At 36.2% G+C, this 24232-nt stretch carries 25 protein-coding genes and 1 pseudogene; 19 read left to right on the top strand and 7 right to left on the bottom strand.

Translation table 11 applies throughout. The features are described 5' to 3' along the window. Positions 1 to 238, top strand: a 238-nt coding sequence (locus tag RCJ96_RS19060; protein ID WP_446699831.1) for a transposase, incomplete at its 5' end; no start/stop codon positions are given. Positions 239 to 547: 309 nt separating this feature from the next. Here the strand turns inward: RCJ96_RS19060 and RCJ96_RS19055 are convergent. Further along, positions 548 to 934, bottom strand: coding sequence for an Hsp20/alpha crystallin family protein (locus RCJ96_RS19055; protein ID WP_000516745.1), 387 nt, complete (start codon positions 932 to 934; stop codon positions 548 to 550). A gap of 124 nt (positions 935 to 1058) precedes the next feature. Beyond that, positions 1059 to 1181: a small acid-soluble spore protein P gene (locus tag RCJ96_RS19050; protein ID WP_000042141.1), complete on the bottom strand. Its 123-nt coding sequence runs from the start codon at positions 1179 to 1181 to the stop codon at positions 1059 to 1061. A 121-nt stretch (positions 1182 to 1302) separates the two neighbouring features. Here RCJ96_RS19050 and RCJ96_RS19045 point away from each other — a divergent pair, with 121 nt between their 5' ends. Both RCJ96_RS19045 and pdaB read left to right on the top strand, forming a co-directional pair. Next, positions 1303 to 1566, top strand: coding sequence for a hypothetical protein (locus tag RCJ96_RS19045; RefSeq protein ID WP_001146294.1), 264 nt, complete (start codon positions 1303 to 1305; stop codon positions 1564 to 1566). Positions 1567 to 1611: 45 nt separating this feature from the next. Continuing rightward, entirely contained in the window at positions 1612 to 2337 is a 726-nt protein-coding gene (gene pdaB, locus RCJ96_RS19040) for a polysaccharide deacetylase family sporulation protein PdaB (protein ID WP_416503914.1), read from the top strand. A 41-nt stretch (positions 2338 to 2378) separates the two neighbouring features. On the opposite strand, the gene sspO is transcribed toward pdaB, so the two are convergent. Next, entirely contained in the window at positions 2379 to 2528 is a 150-nt protein-coding gene (gene sspO, locus RCJ96_RS19035; protein WP_074540648.1) for an acid-soluble spore protein SspO, read from the bottom strand. A 290-nt stretch (positions 2529 to 2818) separates the two neighbouring features. Between sspO and acnA the strand changes: the two genes are divergently transcribed. Continuing rightward, entirely contained in the window at positions 2819 to 5542 is a 2724-nt protein-coding gene (gene acnA, locus RCJ96_RS19030; protein WP_000238572.1) for an aconitate hydratase AcnA, read from the top strand. 51 nt (positions 5543 to 5593) lie between these two features. Then, positions 5594 to 7309 carry an ABC transporter ATP-binding protein gene (locus tag RCJ96_RS19025; RefSeq protein WP_416503863.1) on the top strand — a complete coding sequence of 572 codons (1716 nt, stop codon included), beginning with the start codon at positions 5594 to 5596 and terminating at the stop codon, positions 7307 to 7309. Between the two features lie 24 nt (positions 7310 to 7333). Here the strand turns inward: RCJ96_RS19025 and RCJ96_RS19020 are convergent. Further along, a pseudogene (locus tag RCJ96_RS19020) lies at positions 7334 to 7590 on the bottom strand (hypothetical protein). 251 nt (positions 7591 to 7841) lie between these two features. Between RCJ96_RS19020 and RCJ96_RS19015 the strand changes: the two are divergent. The 5 genes from RCJ96_RS19015 to tlp all read left to right on the top strand — a co-directional run bounded on the left by RCJ96_RS19015 (position 7842) and on the right by tlp (position 10240). Then, the gene (locus tag RCJ96_RS19015; protein ID WP_074609084.1) at positions 7842 to 8417 is read left to right on the top strand and encodes a TlpA family protein disulfide reductase; all 576 of its coding nucleotides are present in this window, start codon (positions 7842 to 7844) and stop codon (positions 8415 to 8417) included. Positions 8418 to 8534: 117 nt separating this feature from the next. After that, a complete protein-coding gene (locus tag RCJ96_RS19010) occupies positions 8535 to 9482 on the top strand; it encodes a 3'-5' exonuclease (RefSeq protein WP_074609085.1) in 948 nt (315 codons plus the stop codon). Between the two features lie 139 nt (positions 9483 to 9621). Further along, positions 9622 to 9765, top strand: coding sequence for an FbpB family small basic protein (locus RCJ96_RS19005; RefSeq protein WP_001254697.1), 144 nt, complete (start codon positions 9622 to 9624; stop codon positions 9763 to 9765). A 43-nt stretch (positions 9766 to 9808) separates the two neighbouring features. Further along, the gene (gene sspN, locus RCJ96_RS19000) at positions 9809 to 9943 is read left to right on the top strand and encodes an acid-soluble spore protein SspN (RefSeq protein ID WP_000527987.1); all 135 of its coding nucleotides are present in this window, start codon (positions 9809 to 9811) and stop codon (positions 9941 to 9943) included. A gap of 99 nt (positions 9944 to 10042) precedes the next feature. After that, complete coding sequence (gene tlp, locus RCJ96_RS18995; protein ID WP_001133509.1) at positions 10043 to 10240, top strand: small acid-soluble spore protein Tlp; 198 nt, start codon at positions 10043 to 10045, stop codon at positions 10238 to 10240. A gap of 28 nt (positions 10241 to 10268) precedes the next feature. Here the strand turns inward: tlp and RCJ96_RS18990 are convergent, their stop codons facing one another. After that, positions 10269 to 11561 (bottom strand): glycosyl hydrolase family 18 protein, encoded by a 1293-nt coding sequence (locus RCJ96_RS18990; protein ID WP_044793403.1) that lies wholly within the window; start codon positions 11559 to 11561, stop codon positions 10269 to 10271. A gap of 109 nt (positions 11562 to 11670) precedes the next feature. On the opposite strand from RCJ96_RS18990, the gene RCJ96_RS18985 reads away from it, so the two are divergent. Then, positions 11671 to 12090, top strand: coding sequence for an acyl-CoA thioesterase (locus RCJ96_RS18985; RefSeq protein ID WP_000495810.1), 420 nt, complete (start codon positions 11671 to 11673; stop codon positions 12088 to 12090). 26 nt (positions 12091 to 12116) lie between these two features. Here RCJ96_RS18985 and RCJ96_RS18980 read toward each other — a convergent pair whose 3' ends face one another. Then, a complete protein-coding gene (locus tag RCJ96_RS18980; RefSeq protein ID WP_001054442.1) occupies positions 12117 to 12407 on the bottom strand; it encodes a HesB/YadR/YfhF family protein in 291 nt (96 codons plus the stop codon). Between the two features lie 108 nt (positions 12408 to 12515). After that, entirely contained in the window at positions 12516 to 13112 is a 597-nt protein-coding gene (gene plsY / locus RCJ96_RS18975; protein ID WP_000258977.1) for a glycerol-3-phosphate 1-O-acyltransferase PlsY, read from the bottom strand. A 225-nt stretch (positions 13113 to 13337) separates the two neighbouring features. Between plsY and RCJ96_RS18970 the strand changes: the two genes are divergently transcribed. The 8 genes from RCJ96_RS18970 (at position 13338) to RCJ96_RS18935 (ending at position 24225) form a co-directional block, all read left to right on the top strand. Then, positions 13338 to 15194: an anaerobic ribonucleoside triphosphate reductase gene (locus RCJ96_RS18970; RefSeq protein ID WP_074609087.1), complete on the top strand. Its 1857-nt coding sequence runs from the start codon at positions 13338 to 13340 to the stop codon at positions 15192 to 15194. Beyond that, entirely contained in the window at positions 15191 to 15643 is a 453-nt protein-coding gene (gene nrdG / locus RCJ96_RS18965) for an anaerobic ribonucleoside-triphosphate reductase activating protein (RefSeq protein ID WP_000867063.1), read from the top strand. The genes RCJ96_RS18970 and nrdG overlap by 4 nt, the downstream gene beginning before the upstream one ends. 19 nt (positions 15644 to 15662) lie before the next feature. Beyond that, a complete protein-coding gene (locus tag RCJ96_RS18960; RefSeq protein WP_001044683.1) occupies positions 15663 to 16340 on the top strand; it encodes a response regulator transcription factor in 678 nt (225 codons plus the stop codon). Positions 16341 to 16542: 202 nt separating this feature from the next. Continuing rightward, positions 16543 to 17784, top strand: coding sequence for a S1C family serine protease (locus RCJ96_RS18955; protein ID WP_316151578.1), 1242 nt, complete (start codon positions 16543 to 16545; stop codon positions 17782 to 17784). Positions 17785 to 17863: 79 nt separating this feature from the next. Then, the gene (locus tag RCJ96_RS18950; protein WP_000151382.1) at positions 17864 to 18277 is read left to right on the top strand and encodes a CoA-binding protein; all 414 of its coding nucleotides are present in this window, start codon (positions 17864 to 17866) and stop codon (positions 18275 to 18277) included. A gap of 375 nt (positions 18278 to 18652) precedes the next feature. Further along, the gene (gene parE / locus RCJ96_RS18945) at positions 18653 to 20617 is read left to right on the top strand and encodes a DNA topoisomerase IV subunit B (protein WP_001062205.1); all 1965 of its coding nucleotides are present in this window, start codon (positions 18653 to 18655) and stop codon (positions 20615 to 20617) included. A gap of 1 nt (position 20618) precedes the next feature. Continuing rightward, complete coding sequence (parC, locus tag RCJ96_RS18940) at positions 20619 to 23042, top strand: DNA topoisomerase IV subunit A (RefSeq protein WP_001147474.1); 2424 nt, start codon at positions 20619 to 20621, stop codon at positions 23040 to 23042. Between the two features lie 151 nt (positions 23043 to 23193). Further along, entirely contained in the window at positions 23194 to 24225 is a 1032-nt protein-coding gene (locus tag RCJ96_RS18935; protein WP_074609089.1) for an oxidoreductase, read from the top strand. Positions 24226 to 24232 lie beyond the last annotated feature (7 nt).

Below are 24232 nucleotides of genomic sequence, written 5' to 3'. Positions count from 1 at the left end.
TTGGTCATTCTATCGTTTAGCACAATTCATTGAATACAAAGCGAATTTAGTTGGTATTAAGGTAGAATATGTGAACCCTGCTTATACAAGTCAAACATGTCCGAAATGTTCTGAAAAGAACAAAGCACCAGACAGAAAATACAAGTGCCGATGTGGATTTGAGAAACATCGTGATATTGTTGGGGCGATGAATATTCGCTACGCAACTGTGATTGATGGTAACAGTCAATCAGCCTAAGATGCTATACGCACTGTCTTAGGAGGGGCAATGAGATGTCCTCATCTTGAAGTCTGTTCAAAACAGAAATGGACTGCGAACGTTTAGTCATTCAAGAATCCCACCCGTCAATCCGTAAGGAATTAGGGCTTGCGACTTTAGTCGTGGGAGTCTCAAGAAAGGTTTATTGAAAAAAGGCATGGTGGAAATTGTAATTTAGAATTACATGCGAAATAAAATAAGCCCCAGTCATCTGCTGGGGCTTATTTTTGTATTTATCCCGTTATTAACGGGTAGTAAAACTCCTGTTGATTAAAGTTTTACTTTATTTTAATTCTCAATTTGAAAAAGAACTTTTTCCTCATGTTTATGAGCTACTTCATTTTTGGAAATATGAATGGCTAAATATCCATTCTCTAAGCAGGCTAGCATCTTTTTATAAATAATATTATCGGGTAAAGGAATGATCCTCTGCAAAGAAATATTTTTATGAAGTATGCAAATGTTTAGGCCTGTCTTCATCTTTTTAATGACTACATTTTGTTCTGTCACATTTGGTACATCTGTTTCCAAAATGTATTCTTGTTCCGTTTCACAAAGGTCAATATGAATTTGATTTGGGAAACTAAAGTTGCTACAAGAATCAGAACAAAACTGATCCATCCATTCTTCGAAACCATCAACATGAAAAAGACAATCCTTCTTTTTCTTGCCCATGTAAGACACCCTCCGTAAAATCTCAATTCATACTATGTTATGCATGAATGAAGTAGGGGTGAAGAATAAATGGAAAAATATAAACATTGTATGTGGAAAAGGTAGCTAGTGTGCATTTTTTGTTTTACATATCATGATGTGCATGATGTTTTTGACGTGAATGGTTACGGTTTTTTACTTTATGAGATCCGCTTAATGGTTCGGGTTGTCCTTTTTTTTCTTTCGCTTCACGATTGTTTTTGCTCATTGTCTGTGACACCTCCTCTTTCTTTTTAGAATGAGAGAAGTTTGCAAATTTATACGAGAATGTTTTTAGAAAAAAAGGTAAAGATAAGTGGGACTAACTATTATGGAAAGGGGATTGTATAATGCCATATCATAAAGATAAGCAACAAGCTTTTCAAGCAGCGCAGCAAGGTGTTACACAAGCAGAAAATGCATTTAACAACATTGTAAAAAATGATCCAAACTACGGTCATGATTTAAAAGAATTACGCCAAGAGGTTCAGGAAGCGTATGAACAGATTCAAAATGCACTAGAAGTAGCTTCGGAAACACAACGCCCACAACTTGAGCAATACGAAAATAATCTTCAAAATATTATGCAGCATGTAGATCAATTAGAAAAGTAAATGAGGTTGTTGTGTATTCGACAACCTCTTACTTTAACGAATATTATGCGAAAACAGAAAATTTTTCTACTCATTTTTTCTTTATTATGCGCAGTACATATATTTCAAGTTGAAAAAGTGGAAGCGAAAATGTTGCTCAGAAAAGAGCTAGAACCAACTGGCTATGTAACATGGGAAGTACCTAATAATGAAAAGATTATTGCTATTACATTTGATGATGGACCGGATCCAACTTATACACCACAAATTTTAAATTTATTGCGCCAATATAAAGCAGAAGCGACATTTTTTATGATTGGATTTCGAGTGCAGCGTAATCCATATTTAGTGAAACAAGTGTTAAAAGAGGGGCATGAAATTGGAAATCATACGATGAACCATTTGTATGCGAGTAATTCATCGGATGAAAAATTAGAAAATGATATTTTAGATGGAAAGAAATTTTTCGGAAAATGGGTGAAAGAGCCTTTGCTATTCCGTCCTCCTGGCGGTTATATTAACGATGCTGTATTTAAAACAGCGAAAGAAGCTGGTTATCAAACTGTTCTATGGTCGTGGCATCAAGATCCACGTGATTGGGCAAATCCAGGGGTTGAATCTATCGTAAATCATGTAGTGAAACATGCTAAAAGTGGTGATATCGTATTGCTACATGATGGAGGAAATAATCGTAGTCAAACAGTAGCAGCGCTAGCAAAAATATTACCTGAACTGAAAAAGCAGGGCTATCGATTTGTAACGGTTTCGGAATTGTTACGTTATAAACATTAGAAAAAATCCCAAAAGGTGAATGCTCCTTTTGGGATTTTTCGTTACTGGTTCTTTTTGCGTTTCTTATTATTTTGTCGTTCTGCAGCAGTTAAGTTTTCATTTGCAAACTCTTCGTTATAACCAGCACCTTGTCCTTGTGCAGATGCTGCATTCATTCCTGAACTAGTATGATTTGCTTTTCTTTTACCCATTTTATTTCACCTCTATAACTTTTTTGTAAGTTGCATGATGAGCAGTTCATAGTATGTATGAACTGTAAAGAAAGCGCTAATAGAGCACTTTACTTTATGGTAATAGTATTCATAAGGAACATGAACACTATTCAAATTTAGAAACATAAAGAAAACTTATGATAATCTATAAGTTTCTTATTATTTACTTATTTAGAAAGTTGTAATAAGATATTATCGTAAGGTATTGAAAAGTTTGTCTACATTTTATATTCAGACAACTTAGTCACGTTTAACAGGGGGGAAACATAATGGTCAAACATAATCCATTTCAATCACGTGCAACTTTTGAAGTAGATGGAAAAACGTATCATTATTATGATTTGAAAGCGCTTGAAAATGCAGGGGTTGGCAACGTATCTCAATTACCATATTCCGTGAAAGTTTTACTTGAATCAGTACTTCGTCAAGTAGACGGACGTGTAATTACAGAAGAGCATGTTACAAATTTAGCGAAATGGGGAACGAAAGATGTGCAAGATATCGATGTTCCATTTAAACCATCTCGTGTAATTTTACAAGATTTCACTGGTGTTCCAGCTGTTGTTGATTTGGCTTCGCTTCGTAAAGCAATGGCAGACATGGGTGGGGATCCTGATAAAATTAATCCGGAAATTACTGTAGACCTTGTAATTGATCACTCTGTACAGGTTGATAGAGCGGGTACAGCAGACGCGCTTGCATTCAACATGGACTTAGAGTTTAAACGTAATGAAGAACGTTATAAATTTTTAAGCTGGGCACAAAAGTCATTTGATAACTACCGTGCAGTTCCACCAGCTACAGGTATTGTACACCAAGTAAACCTTGAATATTTAGCACCAGTTGTTCACGCTGTAAAAAATGCTGAAGGTGACTTAGTTGCATACCCAGATTCATTAGTTGGAACAGACTCACATACAACAATGATTAACGGTATCGGCGTTCTTGGATGGGGCGTTGGTGGTATTGAAGCAGAAGCAGGAATGCTTGGGCAGCCTTCATACTTCCCAGTACCTGAAGTAATCGGAGTGAAATTAACTGGTACACTTCCAAGTGGTACTACAGCAACAGACGTTGCATTAAAAGTAACACAAGTATTACGTCAAAAAGGTGTAGTTGGTAAATTTGTTGAGTTCTTCGGTAATGGCTTAAAGAGCATGCCTTTAGCTGACCGTGCAACAATTTCAAACATGGCACCAGAATACGGCGCAACTTGTGGATTCTTCCCAATCGACGAAATTTCATTAGAATACTTACGTTTAACAGGTAGAGATGAAGAGCAAATTCGCGTTGTTGAAGAATATTGTAAAGCGAACGGCTTATTCTATACAGCAGACAGCAAAGATCCAATTTACACTGATCTTGTTGAAATTGATTTAAATACAATCGAATCTAACCTTTCTGGACCGAAACGCCCACAAGATTTAATTCCACTTTCAGATATGAAAGATGCGTTCCACAAAGCTGTTGTAGCACCAGTTGGAACACAAGGACTTGGATTTAATGAGCAAGAGTTCGATAAAGAAGTGAAGGTTACATTAGAAGATAAAGAAGTAACGATGAAAACAGGTGCAATTGCAATTGCTGCAATTACAAGCTGTACAAATACATCAAACCCATACGTATTAATTGGGGCAGGTTTAGTTGCGAAGAAAGCAATTGAAAAAGGACTTAAAGTACCTGAGTACGTAAAAACATCATTAGCACCAGGGTCTAAAGTTGTTACAGAGTACTTAGATAAATCAGGTTTAACAACGTATTTAGACCAATTAGGTTTCCAAACAGTTGGTTACGGCTGTACGACTTGTATCGGTAACTCTGGTCCATTAGCACCGGAATTAGAAGAAGCAATCGCAGCAAACGATTTATTAGTAACATCTGTTTTATCTGGTAACCGTAACTTTGAAGGTCGTATTCACCCGCTTGTAAAAGCGAACTACTTAGCATCACCACCACTTGTTGTGGCATATGCACTTGCAGGTACTGTTGATATTGACCTGAAAAATGATGAAATCGGTAAAGATGCAAATGGCAATGCTGTTTACTTCAATGACATTTGGCCATCAGCTAAAGAAATTGAAGATGTAGTTCAAAGCGTTGTTACATCTGAGCTGTTCAAGAAAGAATATGCACAAGTATTTAACAGCAATGAGCGTTGGAATGAAATCCAAACTTCAAACGAAGCTTTATATACTTGGGATAATGATTCAACGTACATTCAAAACCCACCATTCTTTGAAGGTTTATCTAAAGAGCCAGGTGAAGTTGAAACGTTATCAGGCTTACGCGTAGTTGGTAAATTTGGTGACTCTGTAACGACAGACCACATTTCACCAGCAGGTTCAATCGGTAAGCACACACCAGCTGGACGCTATTTATTAGAAAACGGCGTACAACCAGTTGACTTTAACTCTTACGGTTCTCGTCGTGGTAACCATGAAGTTATGATGCGTGGTACATTCGCGAACATCCGTATTAAAAACCAAATCGCACCAGGAACAGAAGGCGGATATACAACATACTGGCCAACTGGTGAAGTAACATCTATCTATGATGCTGCTATGAAATATAAAGAAGATGGCACAGGCCTTTTAGTTGTTGCTGGTAAAGATTACGGTATGGGAAGTTCTCGTGACTGGGCTGCAAAAGGTACAAACTTATTAGGTATTAAAGCAGTAATTGCAGAAAGCTTCGAACGTATTCACCGCAGTAACTTAGTGTTAATGGGCGTATTACCGCTTCAATTTAAAGATGGCGAAAGTGCTGAAACATTAGGTCTTGTTGGTAACGAGTCATTTGAAATTCAAATTGACAAAACAGTTAGACCACGCGATCTTGTAAAAGTAGTTGCAACTGATGCAGATGGCAACGAAAAACAATTTGAAGTAGTAGCTCGTTTCGATAGTGAAGTTGAAATTGACTACTACCGTCACGGTGGGATCTTACAAATGGTTCTTCGTGAGAAAATTGAAGAGTCTAAAGTGTCGAACTAAACAATTGAAATGAATGATAAGGAAGCTAACAACTGTTAGCTTCCTTATTTTATGGAAAGGGATGAAACCAAATGGTTTCATCCCTTTCTTTTTACTATAAAAAATGGAGGAAACGTCATGAAAGAATTTAAAAGAATTTTGTTACCGTTACAGAAAGAAAAAATATTAGTCATAGCAGCTGTATGCAGTGGGATTTTTGCAGCTATTTTAAATCTATCCCGTCCACTATTCATGGGACTAATTGTAGATAACCTAATTCAACGAGAGCTGAAGGGAGCGTATTTTTACATTACTTTGTTTACAGTTACCCGCTTATTGATGTGGGTGAACAATCTTTCATTTGATTATGTAAGCTCAAAAGCGAGCCAGCGAATATTACGAGAGAAGCGTATAGATGTATTGCGCCATTTTTTCCTATTACCGTTTGAAGAGAGTGAGAAAATCAAACAAGGAGAGCTAGAAACGTTAGTCGTATCTGATATTCCGAACTGGGTCAGGTTATATGGTTCTATATTAATAGAATATATACACGCCATTGCGCAATTTATCGGTGCGATCATAGCACTACAACATATAGATATACAGTTTATATTGTGGGTAACTCCATTTTTATTTTTAAGTGCAATGGTTCCGATGCTTTTAGGGAAAAAGGTAAGAAATATTGCCAGTATTGCTCAAAAAAATCAATCAACTGTTGTAGAGATGATGTCACAGTTTGTAAAAGGAGCACAAGATTTACGTAGTTTACAAAAAGAAAAGTGGGCCGTTCGCTTATTTAAAGGAGTAACAGCACAATCTTATAAAACAGAAATAAAGAAGACGATGATGCAACATTGCATTGGAGTAGTTGGAACGGTGATTGAAACAGGAGCATATATCGTTGTTCTTATTATAGGTGCGCAAAAAATAATGCAGGGCGAAATGGAAGTTGGTTCACTTGTTGCAGTTTTAGCGACAATAGAGATGCTCTTTTTCCCTGTCCGTTATGTGGGAGATTTATTAATGATGTCACAAGTTGCAGTTGCTTCGGCAAGTAGAGTGTTTTTCTTTTTAGATAAACGAGTGGCAAATAGTAATGTAGAAAGAGCGATGGGGATGACAATAACAAATGTCTCATTTCAGGAAAAAGGTGAAGAGACATGCAGAATTCATAATATTGATTTGCAAATTAATCCTGGTGAACTCGTTATGATTGTCGGAGAAAGTGGTGCAGGAAAAACAACGCTTTTAAAATTAATGACAGGTTTGTATAAACCATCTAACGGTAGCATTGCTTATTATGGAAATGAGGCTCGATTGACTACAGTGTGGCAAGAACCTCGATTCTTTCGGACGACAGTAAAAGAGAATATGTATTTCGGGGAAGTGGGCTTAGAAAACGAGTTAGAAAAAAGTGCTGAACTTGTAAATGTAACGCCGATTATTAGGGGGTTACCTGAAGGAATTCAAACTGTACTACATAAAAGCGGTGAAGAGTTTTCGGGAGGAGAAAGAAAACGGCTTGCATTATTGCGAGCAATTGGTTCAAATCCGAATTTTATTATTTTAGATGAACCGACTGCGGGATTAGATCCGGGCAATCAAGAATTTGTTTGGAATATGATAGAAGGACTAGGAAGAGGGGTTACGAGAATTGTGGCTACGCATGATGTAGAGAAAGTAATACTAGCAGATCGCGTTGTCATCATGAAAGAAGGAATTATTGTAGCATGTGGAAGTCCTGAAAAATTAATAAAAAGTCATTCATTTTTTAAGAGGTGTGAATAAAGATAAGAGCAATGCTCTTTATCTTTATTCAGCGTCATTTATTTGATACTCGATAGATTCGGAATGATTCAGATCAACATTAAAAGTAGCAGTCATAAGGAAAGTTGTAATTCCGAGGATTATGAAAAGGACGAATGAGACTAGAGAGATGTAAAGACAAATACGCCCTACTTTCTTTTTTTAATATCTTTACTAAAGAGTGAAATGATCCATGTAATAATACCGATTGGATATAAAAGAAAACTAAGAATATATAATGTTATTTTTTCGAATGAATTCATAAACAATCCCCCTTTTGTTGAAGGTTATATAACCATGAAAATAAAAGGTGAATGGGTCTAGAAGAAGATAGGTAATACTTCATTTGTTTTTCTAATTATATGATAAAAAGGAAAAAAATGCACTTTAAATAAGAATATTCTAATTATTTCGACTGTGAATATTTCCAAGCTTGTCCGTATAAGCTAAAATAAGGTATATAGCATTTGAATGAATATATTAAAAGAAGATAAACACGTTAGGGTGATATAAAATGTGGCGGAAGCTTACGATTATTGTAGTGTTACTTTGTTTAGCGGGATATGCAGCTTATGAACAGTTTGGTAAAAACGATCAGGCGGTACAAGGGGAACAAGAAAAAAGTGAAGCTGCTATGAAAGAGATGATTGCAAGTAATGGTATTGAAATAGGGAAGAGTGCACCAGACTTTGCATTAACGAAGTTAGATGGAACGAATGTAAAGTTATCAGATTTAAAAGGAAAGAAAGTGATTTTAAACTTTTGGGCAACGTGGTGTGGACCTTGCCAGCAAGAAATGCCGGATATGGAAGCTTTCTATAAAAAACATAAAGATAACGTAGAAATTTTAGCAATAAATTATACGCCTTCCGAAAAAGGTGGAGGAGTAGAAAAGGTAAGTAATTTTGCGAAGGAAAAAGGAATTACATTTCCTATCTTATTGGACAAGAACATTGATGTAACAACAGCCTATAAAGTCATTACGATCCCAACTTCGTATTTTATAGATACAAAAGGTGTCATTCGAGATAAGTTTATTGGGCCGATGACGCAAAAAGAGATGGAGAAACGAATTGCTAAATTAAAATAACAGTGAAAAGGTAGAGATGGAATATAATCATTTCTGCCTTTTCTTTTTCACGTAGTGAAAGCTTCATGATATGATAAAAGAAATATAAACGTTGAGAGATAAAGGAGTGTATTTGGAGTGGGGAATATATCCTTACCGTTAGATTATGTTGTAATTGACTTTGAAACAACAGGATTTAACCCTTATAATGATAAAATCATTCAAGTGGCAGCAGTGAAATATCGTAATCATGAACTAGTAGATCAATTTGTTTCCTATGTGAATCCAGAGCGTCCAATTCCAGACCGAATAACGAGTTTAACGGGTATTACAAATTATCGTGTTTCAGATGCACCGACGATTGAAGAAGTGTTACCTTTATTTTTAGCATTTTTACATACGAATGTAATTGTCGCTCATAATGCATCTTTTGATATGCGCTTTTTGAAAAGTAATGTGAATATGCTGGGGTTGCCGGAACCGAAAAATAAAGTGATTGATACTGTATTTTTAGCGAAGAAATATATGAAGCACGCTCCTAATCATAAACTTGAAACGTTAAAGCGAATGCTTGGAATTCGTTTAAGTTCTCATAATGCATTTGATGATTGTATTACTTGTGCAGCAGTTTATCAAAAATGTGCCTCTATTGAAGAAGAGGCGAAAAGGAAATCGAATACAGAAGTACTTGATGAGACAGCAGTATATGAAGCGGTAAAAGAGATACTTGTACGAAATAAACGTGATATCGCATGGATTCGTTGCATGAATGTAGGAAGCTATTTAGATATAAAAGCTTTTTATCCAGTTATGAGATTAAAGGTAAAAGGGCGAAAGAAATACGTATTAACAGACATATTAGAAGATGATGTGAAAGAAATATGTACGAGTTTAGCATGTGAACCGGCATTAAAAAGTGAAGTTGGTAATACGAGAATTATGCTGAATAGCTTAGAGGATGTCTTGAAATTAGAAAGTTATATTTTAGAACAGTATGATTTCGTACTGCAAGCGCTGCATGATTATAAACAAAGTGAAATGAATGCAGATGAAAAGTTAAAAGAGTATTTGAATATTATGGTATGAAAAACTCCGTGTACGTTTTATTGTACACGGAGTTTTTTTAGGAGTATTAAAACATAAAATTTTCTTACAAATCTGATTAAAGAGTTTTTCCTTTGCTCATACTATGTAATAAGAAAGTAATGGAGAGAGGGTGAACAGCATGAGAAGAAGTCGCCGTAAATCATTTGACGAACTTGTGAAAGAAAATAAACAACAATTATTAAGCGATCGCGATGCAATCGATCGTATTGAAGAGCGTATTGAAAAACGTTATGAAATGAAACTTTTTAAGCAAGCTGAATAATTCTTAACACTAGTACGATACTAGTGTTAAGGAGGCGATAGTAATGGGTAATCCGAAAAAGAATTCAAAAGACTTTGCACCGAATCATATTGGAACACAATCAAAAAAAGCTGGTGGCAATAAAGGGAAGCAAATGCAAGACCAAACGGGTAAACAACCGATTGTTGATAACGGTTAAAGAAAAGGAGAATATTGCATTCTCCTTTTTTATGTATAAATTTGAGGGAAGATAGGTAATTTAAGATGGTGTGTATATACAATATTAGGAGGAAAGTACATGCCAAATCCAGATAATCGAAGTGATAACGCTGAAAAGTTACAAGAAATGGTGCAAAATACAATTGATAACTTTAATGAAGCAAAAGAAACAGCGGAGCTTTCTAATGAAAAAGACCGTTCTGCTATTGAAGCAAAAAATCAAAGACGTTTAGAAAGTATTGACTCATTAAAAAGTGAAATCAAAGATGAATCTTAACAGAATGTACAAAAAGGGCTGACTTTTGTCAGCCCTTTTTCGTAATCGTAAAGTTTTCAACGAGTAAACGCCAATTTTGTGGAAATGGCAAGCCGATCTTCCAGTAGCTAATACCGCCTATACCTTGTTCTTTCATTAAATTGAATTTACTTTGAACAGAACGTGAATCTTCAAACCAAACTTCGTGTTGTACACCATTTTCATCGAAATAATTAAAATGAGGGGCTTGGGCTGTGAAGTCATAGCGGATAGGGACATTGTATTTACGAGCTAGTGCAACAGCTGCAACAGAGCTAATTGCTTTTGCAGGCGGATTTCCTTGTTTAAACGGTAGTTTCCAATCGAATCCGTACAAATTTTGCCCCATCATAATTTTTTGTGGAGGCATTTGAGATTTTGCGTATTGAAGTACTTCTTTTACAGGACCGATAGGAGAAATAGCCATCGGTGGTCCGCCTTGCCAACCCCAGTCATATGTCATAATGACGACGAAATCAACAATTTGACCTTGTGCTTTATAATCATGAGCTTCGAAAAATTTTCCCTTTTGATTTGAACTTGTTTTCGGTACAAGTGTTGTACTTAGTGTGTACCCATTAGGTAAGCGTGTTTTCACATTTCGTAAAAAACGATTATACGCTTCGCGATCTTCAGGTGCCACGCTCTCGAAATCAAAATGAATGTCTCGCATACCGTACTTCTCAGCTGTTTGCAAAATGTTTGTAATAAATTTATTTTGAATCGTTGCATCACGTAAAATAACGGATGTTAGATCGGCACTAAAGTTTCCATTTTCAATATTTGTAATAACGAGCATAGGAATGGTGTTTCCTTGCGTTGCAATATTAGCAATTTTAGCTGTTTCAGTTGGTTCTTTTAACGTACCATCTCTTTTTGCCTCGAAACTGAAGTAGGCTAAGTATGTTAAAAATGGATTAATAGCACGTGTAGAATTAACTAAACTTTCTTTAATGGGGATAGTTGAAGGTTGTAAATAAGCGATGGATTCTACTGCTCGTTTCGTCCCTTTTGGAATATATAATTGCTGGCCAACATGGAGAATGGATTTTAAAGATAAATTATTCACTTTAGCTAAACTAGCGAGAGGAACGTTATATGTTTGAGAGATTCGATATAAGCTATCGCCAGGCTGTACATAATAATTATTTCCTTTCGTATTCACAATTAGTGCCTGACCAACAACGAGTGTTTCAGCTGGATTTAATCCATTGTCTTTTACTATCTCGTCAGGTGTTGATCCATATTTTGATGCCAAGCTATATACGCTATCACCGCTACGAACCGTTACAATTTGAATCATATGCTTGCTCCTTTCGGTAAAAGATTCACTATTTTTATTTTATTTTTGATGTCACTGTATTATGATTAAATGTATGCAAGGTAGCAGAAGTGAAAGAAGGCGAATACATATGTTTGTAGCAGAACATGAAGTTGAAATCCGTTATGCGGAAACAGATCAAATGGGTGTTGTTTACCATTCAAACTATTTAGTGTGGCTTGAACTAGGTCGCACGAAACTTATACAAGATTTAGGGTTTTCATATGTTGAAATGGAGAAGGAAGGAATCATTTCTCCTGTTTTAGATTTGCAAATTTCTTATCGTAAAGCGATGCGTTACGGTGAAAAAGCAATTGTAAAAACGTGGGTTGATACAGTGAGCCCGCTTCGCGTTGTATATGGATATGAAATTTATAATGGTGATGGCGAACTTTGTATTACTGCAAGTACAACGAATATTTGTGCAAAAAAAGAAGGGTTCCGCCCTGTATCATTTAAAAAGTTCTATCCAGAGTGGTATGCGAAATATGAGGAAATCAAGAAAAAATAAAAAAGCGTGGCGGAAGCCACGTTTTTTTATTTTTCATAATTAAATTGCGGGAAATCATCACCGTCGTTAAATGTAACAACTAAATTATGTCCATCGAAGAACCACTCATCATCGCTTTCAATAAAGAAGTTAATATCTTCTTCTTGAATTTGCACAGCAGGATGTGCAGGATCATCTTTACGAATACCTAAAGAAAGTCCTTTTTGCACAGTACTGCAACCACCGTATTGTACGAAAAAGCGTAGTGTTTCACCTGATTGTAAGTTTAATTCGTTTTTATACCATTGTGCTGCTTCTTTTGTTACGGAAAGATTCATGTATAGTTCCTCCAAATTATGTTGCTTTTTCTTTAGTATAAAAAATAACGCAAAAAGACGCTATTAATATGCTTCACGTTTTCTTTTTGCGTTATGTGGGTTACGATCTTATTTTTGCTTTTTTGAAAAGTTTGCTTTCGGTTCAGTTTTATTTATAATTCGTCCAATATTTGCACGGTGTTTATAAATAACCATACCTGCTAATAAACACATCGCAATAATGAAGATTTTATCCCCGCTAACAATGGATGCAATAACAGCAACAACTGCTGTTACCATAGAAGAAAGTGATACGTATCTTGTTGTAAATAAAAGGGTGAAAAAGACAACAGCTAATATTGCAAAAACAACTGGTGAGTAGCATAATAGCACCCCAGCAGAAGTAGCAACTGCTTTACCACCACGGAATTTCGCGAAGATTGGATAGACATGTCCAAGAACAGCCGCTAACCCGAACCATAGTGGGTGAATATCTAATCCGAAAACCATTGGTAGACTTGTTGCTAATGTCCCTTTTAAAATGTCAGCAATTGTAACGGTAAAACCTGCTTTTTTCCCTAATGTGCGGAATGTGTTTGTTCCGCCTAAATTACCGCTTCCATGCTCACGAATGTCAATTCCATAACCAATCTTTCCAACGACTAGTGCAAATGGAATCGAGCCAAGTAAGTAGGCAACGATAAATAAAAGATATGTAGTAACCATAAGTTCAGTCTCCTTTATTCAAATGTGTTGATAAAGGGTAAAAAGAGTTTTTCCCGTATATTGTACCATACATTTGTAAAGAGCACATTTCTTTTTTGTAAATGAAAAATTCATTATTTCGTGCAAAAAATTTCACAGGAATGTTACATTTCTCACAGAAACAATAAGACTATATGTAGTAACATTTTAATCAAAAGACAACAACATATTGGTGGAGGGTTATAAATGTTACAAAAAAATACACGTGGAGAAGAATTAATGAGAGTGTTTGAGACGATTGTCCACGGCAATGAACAAGATTTAATGCAAGAAAATGCAAATGTAGATGGCCGCTCTCCAATGGGAGTAATGGGAACGTTCGCATCTGAGAGTGCGAAATATTATGCTGTTGAAAATTTATTATCAGATCAAGTGAAAAAGGCGATAAATGAAAATATATTATATCCTCATGACTTAGACTTTTATGTGACGGGAACGACGACTTGTTCACAAATTCCGTTAGCGCAAATGCTTGCGAACGGTTTTCATACCGGACATGGACATATGAGACAACCGCAAGACATTAAAAGTGCATTGGCTCTTTCGTCTATTATTTTTCAAGCGAATCAAAATATGCAGCACGGTGGTCAATCGTTTGCACTCTTTGATGTTGATTTAGCTCCATATGTGAGAAAAACAGTAGAGAGACATAAGAAACGATTACAGTCATATCCGCTTACGAAAGAACAAATAGAAGAATTTGCGTGGAAAGAAACAGAAAATGATACGTATCAGGCTTGTGAAGCTTTCATTCATAATTCAAATAGTATGCATAGTCGGGGCGGAGGACAAGTACCGTTTATTTCTATTAATTATGGAACAGACACATCGAATGAAGGAAGACTTTTAATTAAACAACTTTTAAAAGCGACACAAGCAGGTCTTGGTAAAGGGGAAACACCAATTTTTCCTATTCAAATTTTTAAAATGAAAAAAGGTGTGAACTTTGAAGAAAGTGATCCGAACTATGATTTATTTGAATTAGCGTTAGAGACAACGGCTGAAAGATTATTCCCTAACTTTTCATTTTTAGATGCGCCATTTAATGCTGTGCATTATGATGGACGACCGGAAAGTGAAGTATGTTACATGGGATGTCGTACTCGTGTTATGTCGAACATACATGGAGAAGAAACGGCGATTGGAAGAGGGAATTTATCATTTACATCTATTAATTTAGTGAAATTAGCATTAATTAGTGGTTCAAAAGAAGCGTTTTTTGAAGCGTTAAATTATTATTTAGATTTAGGAATTAAGCAATTATTAGAGCGATTTGAGTATCAATGTACGAAACGAGCAAGAGATTTTCGATTTTTATACTCACAAGGTGTATGGCGCGGTGGAGAAAAGTTACAGCCTGAAGATTCTGTAGCATCCATTTTAAAGCAAGGGACGTTAAGTCTTGGCTTTATCGGTCTTGCGGAGTGTTTAGTAGCTTTAACAGGAAAGCATCATGGAGAAGATGAAGAATCATGGAAACTCGGGTATGAAATCATTTCCTTTATGAGAGATAGAATGGATAAAGCGACAGAAGAACATGAACTGAATTTCTCGGTAATTGCAACTCCTGCAGAAGGGTTATCAGGAAAGTTTGTGAAAAAAGATAGAGAAGAATTTGGCGTGATTAGCGGTATAACAAATCATAATTATTATACGAATTCATTCCATATTCCAGTTTATTATAACATGCAAGCGATAAATAAAATTCGTTTAGAAGGCCCGTTCCACGCTCTATGTAACGGGGGACATATTACGTATATTGAACTAGATGGAGCAGCAATGCATAACAAAAAGGCATTAAAACAAATTGTACAAGCGATGGCAGAACATGGCGTTGGATACGGTTCAATTAATCATCCTGTTGACCGTTGTAAGTGCTGTAGTTATCACGGAGTTATTGGAAATGAATGTCCAAGCTGCGGAAATGAAGATGAGGCTAAAATAGAAAGAATTCGCCGTATAACAGGTTATCTTGTAGGAGATATGTCGAAGTGGAATAGTGCGAAACGTAGTGAAGAGATGGATCGGGTGAAACATAAATGAAAGTGATGAACATCATTCATGATAGTGTAGTAGATGGAGAAGGGTTGCGGACAGTCGTATTTTTTGCGGGCTGTCCGCATCGTTGTTTCGGTTGTCATAATCCGAAATCGTGGAATATTTGTAATGGAACTGAAATGACAGTAGAAGAAATTGTGAAAGAGATTGCAAGTAATCCATTAACTGATGTAACATTTTCAGGTGGAGATCCATTTTTCCAAGCTGCTGAAGTGAAAAAAGTAGCAAAAATCGTGAAAGATTTGAAAAAAAATCTATGGATGTATACAGGTTATACGTTAGAAGAGATACAGAGTTCTCAAAATAATGATATGATAGAGTTGTTACATTATGGGGATGTTTTAGTCGATGGAAGATTTGAAATCGAGAAAAAAGATTTAACACTTCCATTTCGCGGAAGCTCCAATCAACGTATTATTCGATTGAAAGAGTAAAAAGGCGGGATAGATTATTATGAATAAAACAGTATTACTTGTTGAAGATGAAAGAAGATTACGTGAAATTGTCAGCGATTATTTTCGCAATGAAGGCTTTGAAGTAATCGAAGCAGAAGACGGAAAAAAAGCGTTAGAATTATTTGCAGAGCATGAAATTGATTTAATTATGTTAGATATTATGTTACCAGAAATAGATGGATGGTCTGTTTGTAGACGAATTAGAAAAGAATCAGCAGTACCAATTATTATGCTAACAGCACGTTCGGATGAGGATGATACATTACTAGGGTTCGAATTAGGTGCAGATGAATATGTAACGAAACCTTTCAGCCCGAAAGTGTTAGTAGCTCGCGCGAAGACGTTACTGAAACGTGCGGATGGCGTGGTAGGGGTAGCAGAAGAAAATGCTATGTCTTTAGCTGGAATAGAAGTGAATCGTCTATCTAGAACTGTTTTAGTCGATGGAGAAGAAATTATATTAACACATAAAGAATTTGAACTTCTCGTTTATTTAATGGAGAACAAAGGAATTGTGTTGTCACGTCAACATTTATTAGATCAGTTATGGGGATATGACTATTACGGTGATGACCGAACTGTTGATACTCATATTAAAAAACTACGAAATAAGCTAGGAGATAAAGCGAAGCATATCGGTACTGTTATTCGTGTTGGTTATAAATTTGAAGAGTAACTTGGAACGTATTGTGTGCTTCAGTCTAGGAAAATAACAATTTTATATCCTCTTTTGCAGGTGGAATGTACAAAAAATGCTTTTTTTGTCTACAATGTTAAATAAGTGTATTTTTTTAATTGGATTTCACGATGAGTTCACAAGAAGGACACAAAACGTGACTATACTAAAAATACGAATTCACCAGAGAGGGGAAGTAAACATGGGATATTACGACGGACCAAATTTAAATGAAGAGCATAGTGAAACGAGAGAAGTGAGAAAATCGGGCAGTAAAAAAGGCTATTTTTTCACAGGTTTAGTCGGAGCTGTAGTTGGGGCTGTTTCAATTAGTTTTGCGGCACCATATATGCCATGGGCTCAAAATAATGGAGCGACTGTATCATCTTTTAGTTCAGATTCAAAAGTTGAAGGTACTGTAGTTCCTGTTGTCAATAAAGCAAAAAATGAAACGGACTTACCTGGTATGATTGAAGGCGCGAAAGATGTTGTTGTAGGTGTTATTAATATGCAACAAAGTATTGATCCATTTGCAATGCAACCGACAGGTCAAGAACAACAAGCTGGTTCAGGATCAGGTGTTATTTATAAAAAGGCAGGAAATAAAGCATATATTGTAACGAACAATCATGTAGTAGATGGTGCAAATAAACTTGCTGTAAAACTGAGTGATGGCAAGAAGGTAGATGCGAAGCTTGTAGGGAAAGACCCTTGGTTAGATTTAGCTGTTGTTGAAATTGATGGTGCTAATGTAAATAAAGTTGCCACTTTAGGTGATTCTAGTAAAATCCGTGCGGGTGAAAAAGCAATTGCAATCGGTAACCCACTAGGATTTGATGGAAGTGTAACGGAAGGTATTATTAGTAGTAAAGAACGTGAAATTCCAGTAGATATCGATGGTGATAAGCGTGCAGATTGGAATGCTCAAGTTATTCAAACAGATGCAGCAATTAACCCTGGTAACAGTGGTGGTGCGTTATTTAACCAAAACGGAGAAATAATTGGGATTAATTCAAGTAAAATTGCACAACAAGAAGTTGAAGGAATTGGATTTGCTATTCCAATTAACATCGCAAAACCAGTTATTGAATCACTTGAAAAAGACGGAGTAGTGAAACGTCCAGCTCTTGGAGTAGGTGTTGTTTCATTAGAAGATGTGCAAGCTTATACAGTCAATCAATTGAAAGTACCGAAAGAAGTAACGAATGGTGTTGTATTAGGTAAAATTTACCCAATATCACCGGCTGAAAAAGCTGGTTTAGAACAATATGATATTGTAGTAGCATTAGATAATCAAAAAGTAGAAAATTCACTTCAATTCCGTAAATATTTATATGAAAAGAAAAAAGTAGGCGAGAAAGTAGAAGTTACATTCTATCGTAACGGTCAAAAAATGACGAAAACAGCTACTTTAGCAGATAACTCAGCTACAAAGAATCAATAATCGGAATAAAAGAAAGTCTCTTTCATATTGAAAGAGACTTTCTTTATCGGCTATACTAAAGGAATAGGAGGGATAATTTATGACAATTGAAAACCCAACTCGTACGGAAATTGGTGAAGTATTAAAGAAAAGTAAAACGATTGCAGTTGTTGGTTTATCGGATAAGCCAGAACGTACATCGTATATGGTTTCAAAAGCAATGCAAGATGCTGGATACCGCATTATTCCAGTTAACCCAACAGTAGATGAGGTGCTTGGAGAAAAGGCAGTTGCTTCACTAAAGGATATTAAGGAACACGTTGACATTGTAAATGTATTTCGTCGCTCAGAGTTTTTAATGGATGTTGCAAAAGAATTTGTAGAGATTGATGCAGATGTTTTTTGGGCACAATTAGGAGTACAAGATGAAGATACATACAAACTTTTAAAAGAAAAAGACTATACTGTAATAATGGATCGTTGTATAAAAGTAGAACATGCGATGACAAAATAGTATAGATTGTAAAGGTAGGAAGATTGCTTCAGCCCTCATGATAATAAGTAGGGCCGATGAACGAGGTGTTCATCATGAGATTTTTTAAAGGCTGTTTTTGGGGATTGTTACTTGTAATCCCGTTTTGGATCTTGATCATTTGGATCATAATAAAGGTTTGGAATGTGTAATCTTGGAATACATATCCATTTCTCGTTGACAAACGATTATTTTTCTGAAATAGTAGCCTAGAGGAATCCTTGTGAAAAAACAAGGATTTTTCTATTGAAAATGGTATATAAAAGAGATAAGATAACTTGCCAAAACTATAGTCGAGGCGTTATTCTATGATAGAAACATATGTTCTGATTTTGGATTAGGAAAGGGGCAAGGAGTTTGGCGAAGCATCAGTTCCAATATAATGAAGATGCGATTCAAGTGTTAGAAGGACTTGAAGCCGTTCGAAAACGCCCGGGTATGTATATCGGGAGCACGGACAGCCGTGGATTGCATCATTTAGTATACGAAATAGTAGATAACTCCGTTGATGAAGCGTTAGCGGGATTTGGCGACGAAATTTCTGTCGTAATACATAAAGATAATAGTATTAGCGTTATAGATAAAGGGCGAGGAATGCCTACGGGAATGCATAAGCTTGGAAAACCTACACCAGAAGTTATTTTAACTGTACTTCATGCCGGTGGTAAGTTTGGGCAAGGTGGTTACAAAACGAGTGGTGGTTTACACGGTGTTGGGGCATCAGTTGTAAACGCCTTATCTGAATGGTTAGTCGTAACGATTAAGCGTGACGGAAATATTTATGAACAACGCTTTGAAAATGGCGGTGTTCCTGTAACGACGCTTGAGAAAATCGGAAAGACGAAAGAATCTGGTACGACAATGCATTTCAAACCAGATACAACGATTTTCAGCACAACAAATTACAATTATGAAACATTATGTGAGAGATTACGTGAATCTGCATTCTTATTAAAAGGGATGAAAATCTCAATAAAAGATGAAAGAAATGATTTAGAAGATGTCTTTCATTATGAAACAGGAATTGAAGCTTTCGTTTCCTATTTAAACGAAGAAAAAGATTCAATTCACCCAGTTGTATACTTCACTGGTGAACAAAATGGGATTGAAGCAGAACTAGCATTTCAATTTAACGATGGCTACTCAGAAAATATTCTTTCGTTTGTAAATAATGTACGTACAAAAGATGGTGGAACACATGAAGCTGGATTTAAGACAGCGATGACGCGTGTGTTCAATGAGTATGCTCGCAAAGTTTCACTATTAAAAGAAAAAGATAAAAACTTAGAAGGTACAGATATTCGTGAAGGTGTAGCGGCTATCGTTTCTGTACGTGTACCAGAAGAAGTACTTCAGTTTGAAGGACAAACAAAAGGGAAACTAGGTACAAGTGAAGCTCGTTCTTCAATTGATGCCATTGTATCAGAGCATTTGGCTTACTTTTTAGAAGAAAACCCGGACGTAGCCACACTTCTTGTGAGAAAAGCAATTAAAGCAGCGCAAGCACGTGAAGCTGCTCGTAAAGCGAGAGAGGAAGCGCGTACTGGTAAAAAGAAAAAGAAATCAGAAGGTACATTAAGTGGTAAGTTAACACCTGCACAATCACGTAACCCGCAGAAAAATGAACTATACCTAGTAGAGGGTGACTCTGCCGGTGGTTCTGCAAAACAAGGGCGAGATCGACGCTTCCAAGCGGTATTACCATTGCGTGGTAAAGTAATTAATACAGAAAAAGCAAAGCTTGCTGATATCTTTAAAAATGAAGAGATTAATACAATTATTTATGCGATTGGCGGCGGTGTAGGCAATGAATTCGATGTGGAAGACATTAACTACGATAAAGTTGTAATCATGACCGATGCCGATACAGACGGAGCGCATATTCAAGTATTGTTATTAACATTCTTCTACAGATATATGAAACCACTTATCGAAGCTGGTAAAGTGTTTATCGCACTTCCTCCTTTATACAAAGTAAGTAAAGGAAAAGGAAAAAGTGAAGTAATTGAATACGCATGGTCAGATGATGAATTAGATGAAGTAACGAAAAAAGTTGGAAAAGGTTACATGTTACAGCGTTACAAAGGACTTGGCGAAATGAATGCGGATCAATTATGGGAAACAACGATGAATCCTGAAACACGTACATTAATTCGCGTGAAAATTGATGATGCAGCAAGAGCAGAGCGCCGCGTAACAACATTAATGGGCGATAAAGTAGAACCGCGCCGTAAATGGATTGAGCGTAATGTACAGTTTGGTATGCAAGAAGAAGGAAATATTTTAGAAAATGAAATGATTATGGAGACGGAGGTGGAATAACATGCAAGCAGAGAAGTTTCATGACCTCCCGCTTGAAGACGTGTTAGGTGATCGCTTTGCACGTTATAGTAAATATATTATTCAAGATCGCGCACTTCCAGATGCGCGTGACGGCTTAAAACCAGTACAAAGACGTATTTTATATTCTATGTATGTAGAAGGAAACGTGCACGATAAAGCGTTCCGTAAGTCAGCTAAAACAGTCGGTAACGTTATTGGTAATTATCATCCGCATGGTGATTCCTCTGTATATGAGGCGATGGTACGTTTAAGCCAAACTTGGAAAGTACGTAATGTTTTAGTTGAAATGCATGGTAATAACGGCAGTGTTGATGGGGATCCGGCAGCAGCAATGCGTTATACGGAAGCACGATTATCACCAATTGCATCTGAGTTATTACGTGATCTTGATAAAGAAACAGTAGAATTCGTATCAAACTTTGATGATACGAGTGAAGAACCGGTTGTTTTACCAGCAGCGTTCCCGAACTTATTAGTGAACGGATCTACAGGAATTTCCGCAGGTTATGCAACAGAAATTCCTCCGCATCATCTTGGAGAAGTTATTGACGCTACAATGATGCGTATTGATAAACCGAATAGTACTGTTGATGATTTATTAACAGTTATGAAAGGACCAGATTTCCCAACAGGTGGTATTATTCAAGGGATTGATGGTATTAAAAAGGCGTATGAAACAGGTAAAGGTAAAATTATTATTCGCGGGAAAGCAGAGGTTGAAACGGTTCGTGGCGGGAAACAGCAAATCGTAATTACTGAAATTCCATACGAAGTAAATAAAGCAAACCTTGTTAAGAAAATGGATGAGTTACGTCTAGATAAAAAATTAGATGGTATTGCTGAAGTACGTGATGAGACAGATCGTACAGGTCTTCGCATTGTCGTAGAGTTAAAAAAAGAAGCAAATTCTGAAGGTATTTTAAATTATTTATATAAAAATACAGATTTACAAATTCCATATAACTTTAATATGGTAGCGATTAATAATCGTCGTCCAACGCTTATGACATTACCGAAAATTTTAGATGCATATATTGGACATCAAAAAGAAGTTGTTACGAGACGTTCACAATATGAATTACGAAAGGCAGAAAATCGTCAACATATTGTAGAAGGTTTAAAGAAAGCATTATCGATTTTAGACCAAGTTATTGAAACGATTCGAGCTTCAAAAGATAAGCGTAATGCAAAAGATAATTTAAGTGCGAAATTTGGTTTTACAGAAGCGCAAGCGGAAGCAATTGTATCCTTGCAATTATATCGTTTAACGAATACAGATATTACAGCGCTACAACAAGAGGCAGATGAGCTTAATAAGAAAATTATTGAGCTACAGGCAATTTTACAAAGTGAAAAAAGATTACTTCAAGTAATTAAAACAGATTTAAAGAGAGTTAAGAAAACATATAGTGATGATCGACGCGCGATTATTGAAGATCAAATCGAGGAAATTAAAATCGATGTAGAAGTGATGATCCCACAAGAAGATGTCATCGTTACTGTAACGAAAGAAGGATATGTGAAACGTACTGGATGGCGCTCACATAATGCCTCAAATGGCAAAGACTTCGGTATGAAAGAGGGTGACATCTTACTTGAACGATTCGATACGAATACGACAGAGACAGTCCTCTTATTTACGAATAAAGGAAACTATATATATCTGCCAGTATACGAAATGCCAGATATTCGTTGGAAAGATTTAGGACAGCACGTTGCTAATATCGTTTCACTCGATCGGGATGAAACGATTATTTGGGCAACTGTCGTACCGAACTTTGAGGAAGAAAAGCGATTTATCGTATTTGTAACAAAGAACGGTATGATTAAGAAAACAGAATTAAACCAATATAAAGTACAGCGTTACTCAAGAGCATTCGTTGCTGTAAACTTGAAAAAAGATGATGAAGTTGTTGATATATTTGCGACAGATGGAACGAGTGATATCGTTCTTGCTACACACGGTGCATATGCACTTATTTTCCATGAAGATGAAGTAAGTCCAGTCGGTGTAAGAGCCGCTGGTGTGAAAGCAATTAATTTAAAAGAAGATGACTATGTCGCTTCTGGTAAACCATTAAATGCTGATAAAGATCAACTTATTCTCGTAACGCAGCGCGGTGCTATAAAACGCCTAAAAGCGTCAGAAATTGAGAAATCAACGAGGGCGAAGCGAGGTCTTGTTATTTTCAAAGAGTTAAAACGTAATCCATACCGCATTGTCGGTATTGAAATCGTTAGAGACGATGAATTAGTTTACATGAAGACAGAGAAACATATTGTAGAAGAAATTGATCCGAAAGCGTATCGAAATAAAGACCGGTATAGTAACGGTAGTTTAGTGCTAGATGTTAATGATACTGGTGAAGTTATTGAAACGTGGACGAAAAAACGACCGGAATAAAAAAAGCATCTTGCCATGAATAATGGCAAGATGCTTTTTTCTAGGCAATTTATTATGTAAATAATAATAATCTTGTTATAATAACTGAATGAAATCGTTCTCATGAAGTGGACTTACTACCCACAAATAGCGGGATAAATGGAGGGGCAACATGAAAAAAATAGGTGTAGGGATTGTAGGGTTTGGATTTTCTAGTACAACATTTCACATCCCATTATTACAAACGATAGAAGAATACGATATTCGTGCCGTATTATCTTCAAAAGAAGAGGTAGTAAAAGAAACATTACCGAATGCTAACGTCGTGAGTACAATTGATGAATTGGTGAAGCGAGCTGATATTGACTTAGTTGTTATTACTTCACCAAATACAACTCATTTTCCATATGTAAAAGAAGCAATATTAAACGGTAAGCATGTTGTTGTAGAGAAACCATTTGTTGTTTCAATTGAAGAAGGAGAAGAGCTTATTTCATTAGCAAAGAAACATAATGTGGTATTAAGTGTATATCATAATCGCCGTTTTGATAATGATTTCTTAACGATAAAGAAATTATTAGAAGAGGATAGAATAGGAAATGTATACGCATATGAGGCGCATTTCGATCGCTTCCGTCCACATGTACGTGATCGCTGGAGAGAAAAGAACTTACCAGGATCAGGTATATTATATGACTTAGGCTCGCATTTAATTGACCAAGCATTATCATTATTTGGGAAACCAGACGCGATACGTGCAGATATAATTAAACAACGCCCAGGTGCAGAGGTGGATGATTATTTCCACATAGTACTTCATTACGGAGTTAAACGTGTCATTTTACGTAGTAGCAGTTATGTGAAAAAGGCAGGTCCACACTTTACACTGCATGGAGATAAAGGTTCTATCGTGAAATACGGTATAGATTCACAGGAAGAACAATTAAAAAATGGAATGAAGCCAGGGGATAACGGTTACGGAGTAGATACTGAAGCTAATTTTGCTACTGTAGAAACAGAAGAAGAGTTAGTACGTATTCCAACAGAAGTTGGCTGTTATGACATGTACTATAAAGGTGTAAGAGATAGTATTATAAATGGTGAGAAATTACCTGTGATAGCACAAGAAGGTTTAGAAGTTATTAAGCTGATTCAATTAGCGGTTGAAAGTAGTGAAACAGGTAGAGTTATCACTGTAAAATAAAAAAGAC

The sequence above is a fragment of the Bacillus sp. BSL6 genome (assembly GCF_052928345.1).
Note: the sequence above shows the minus strand (reverse complement) of the source record. Positions and strands in the feature narration are given on the sequence as shown.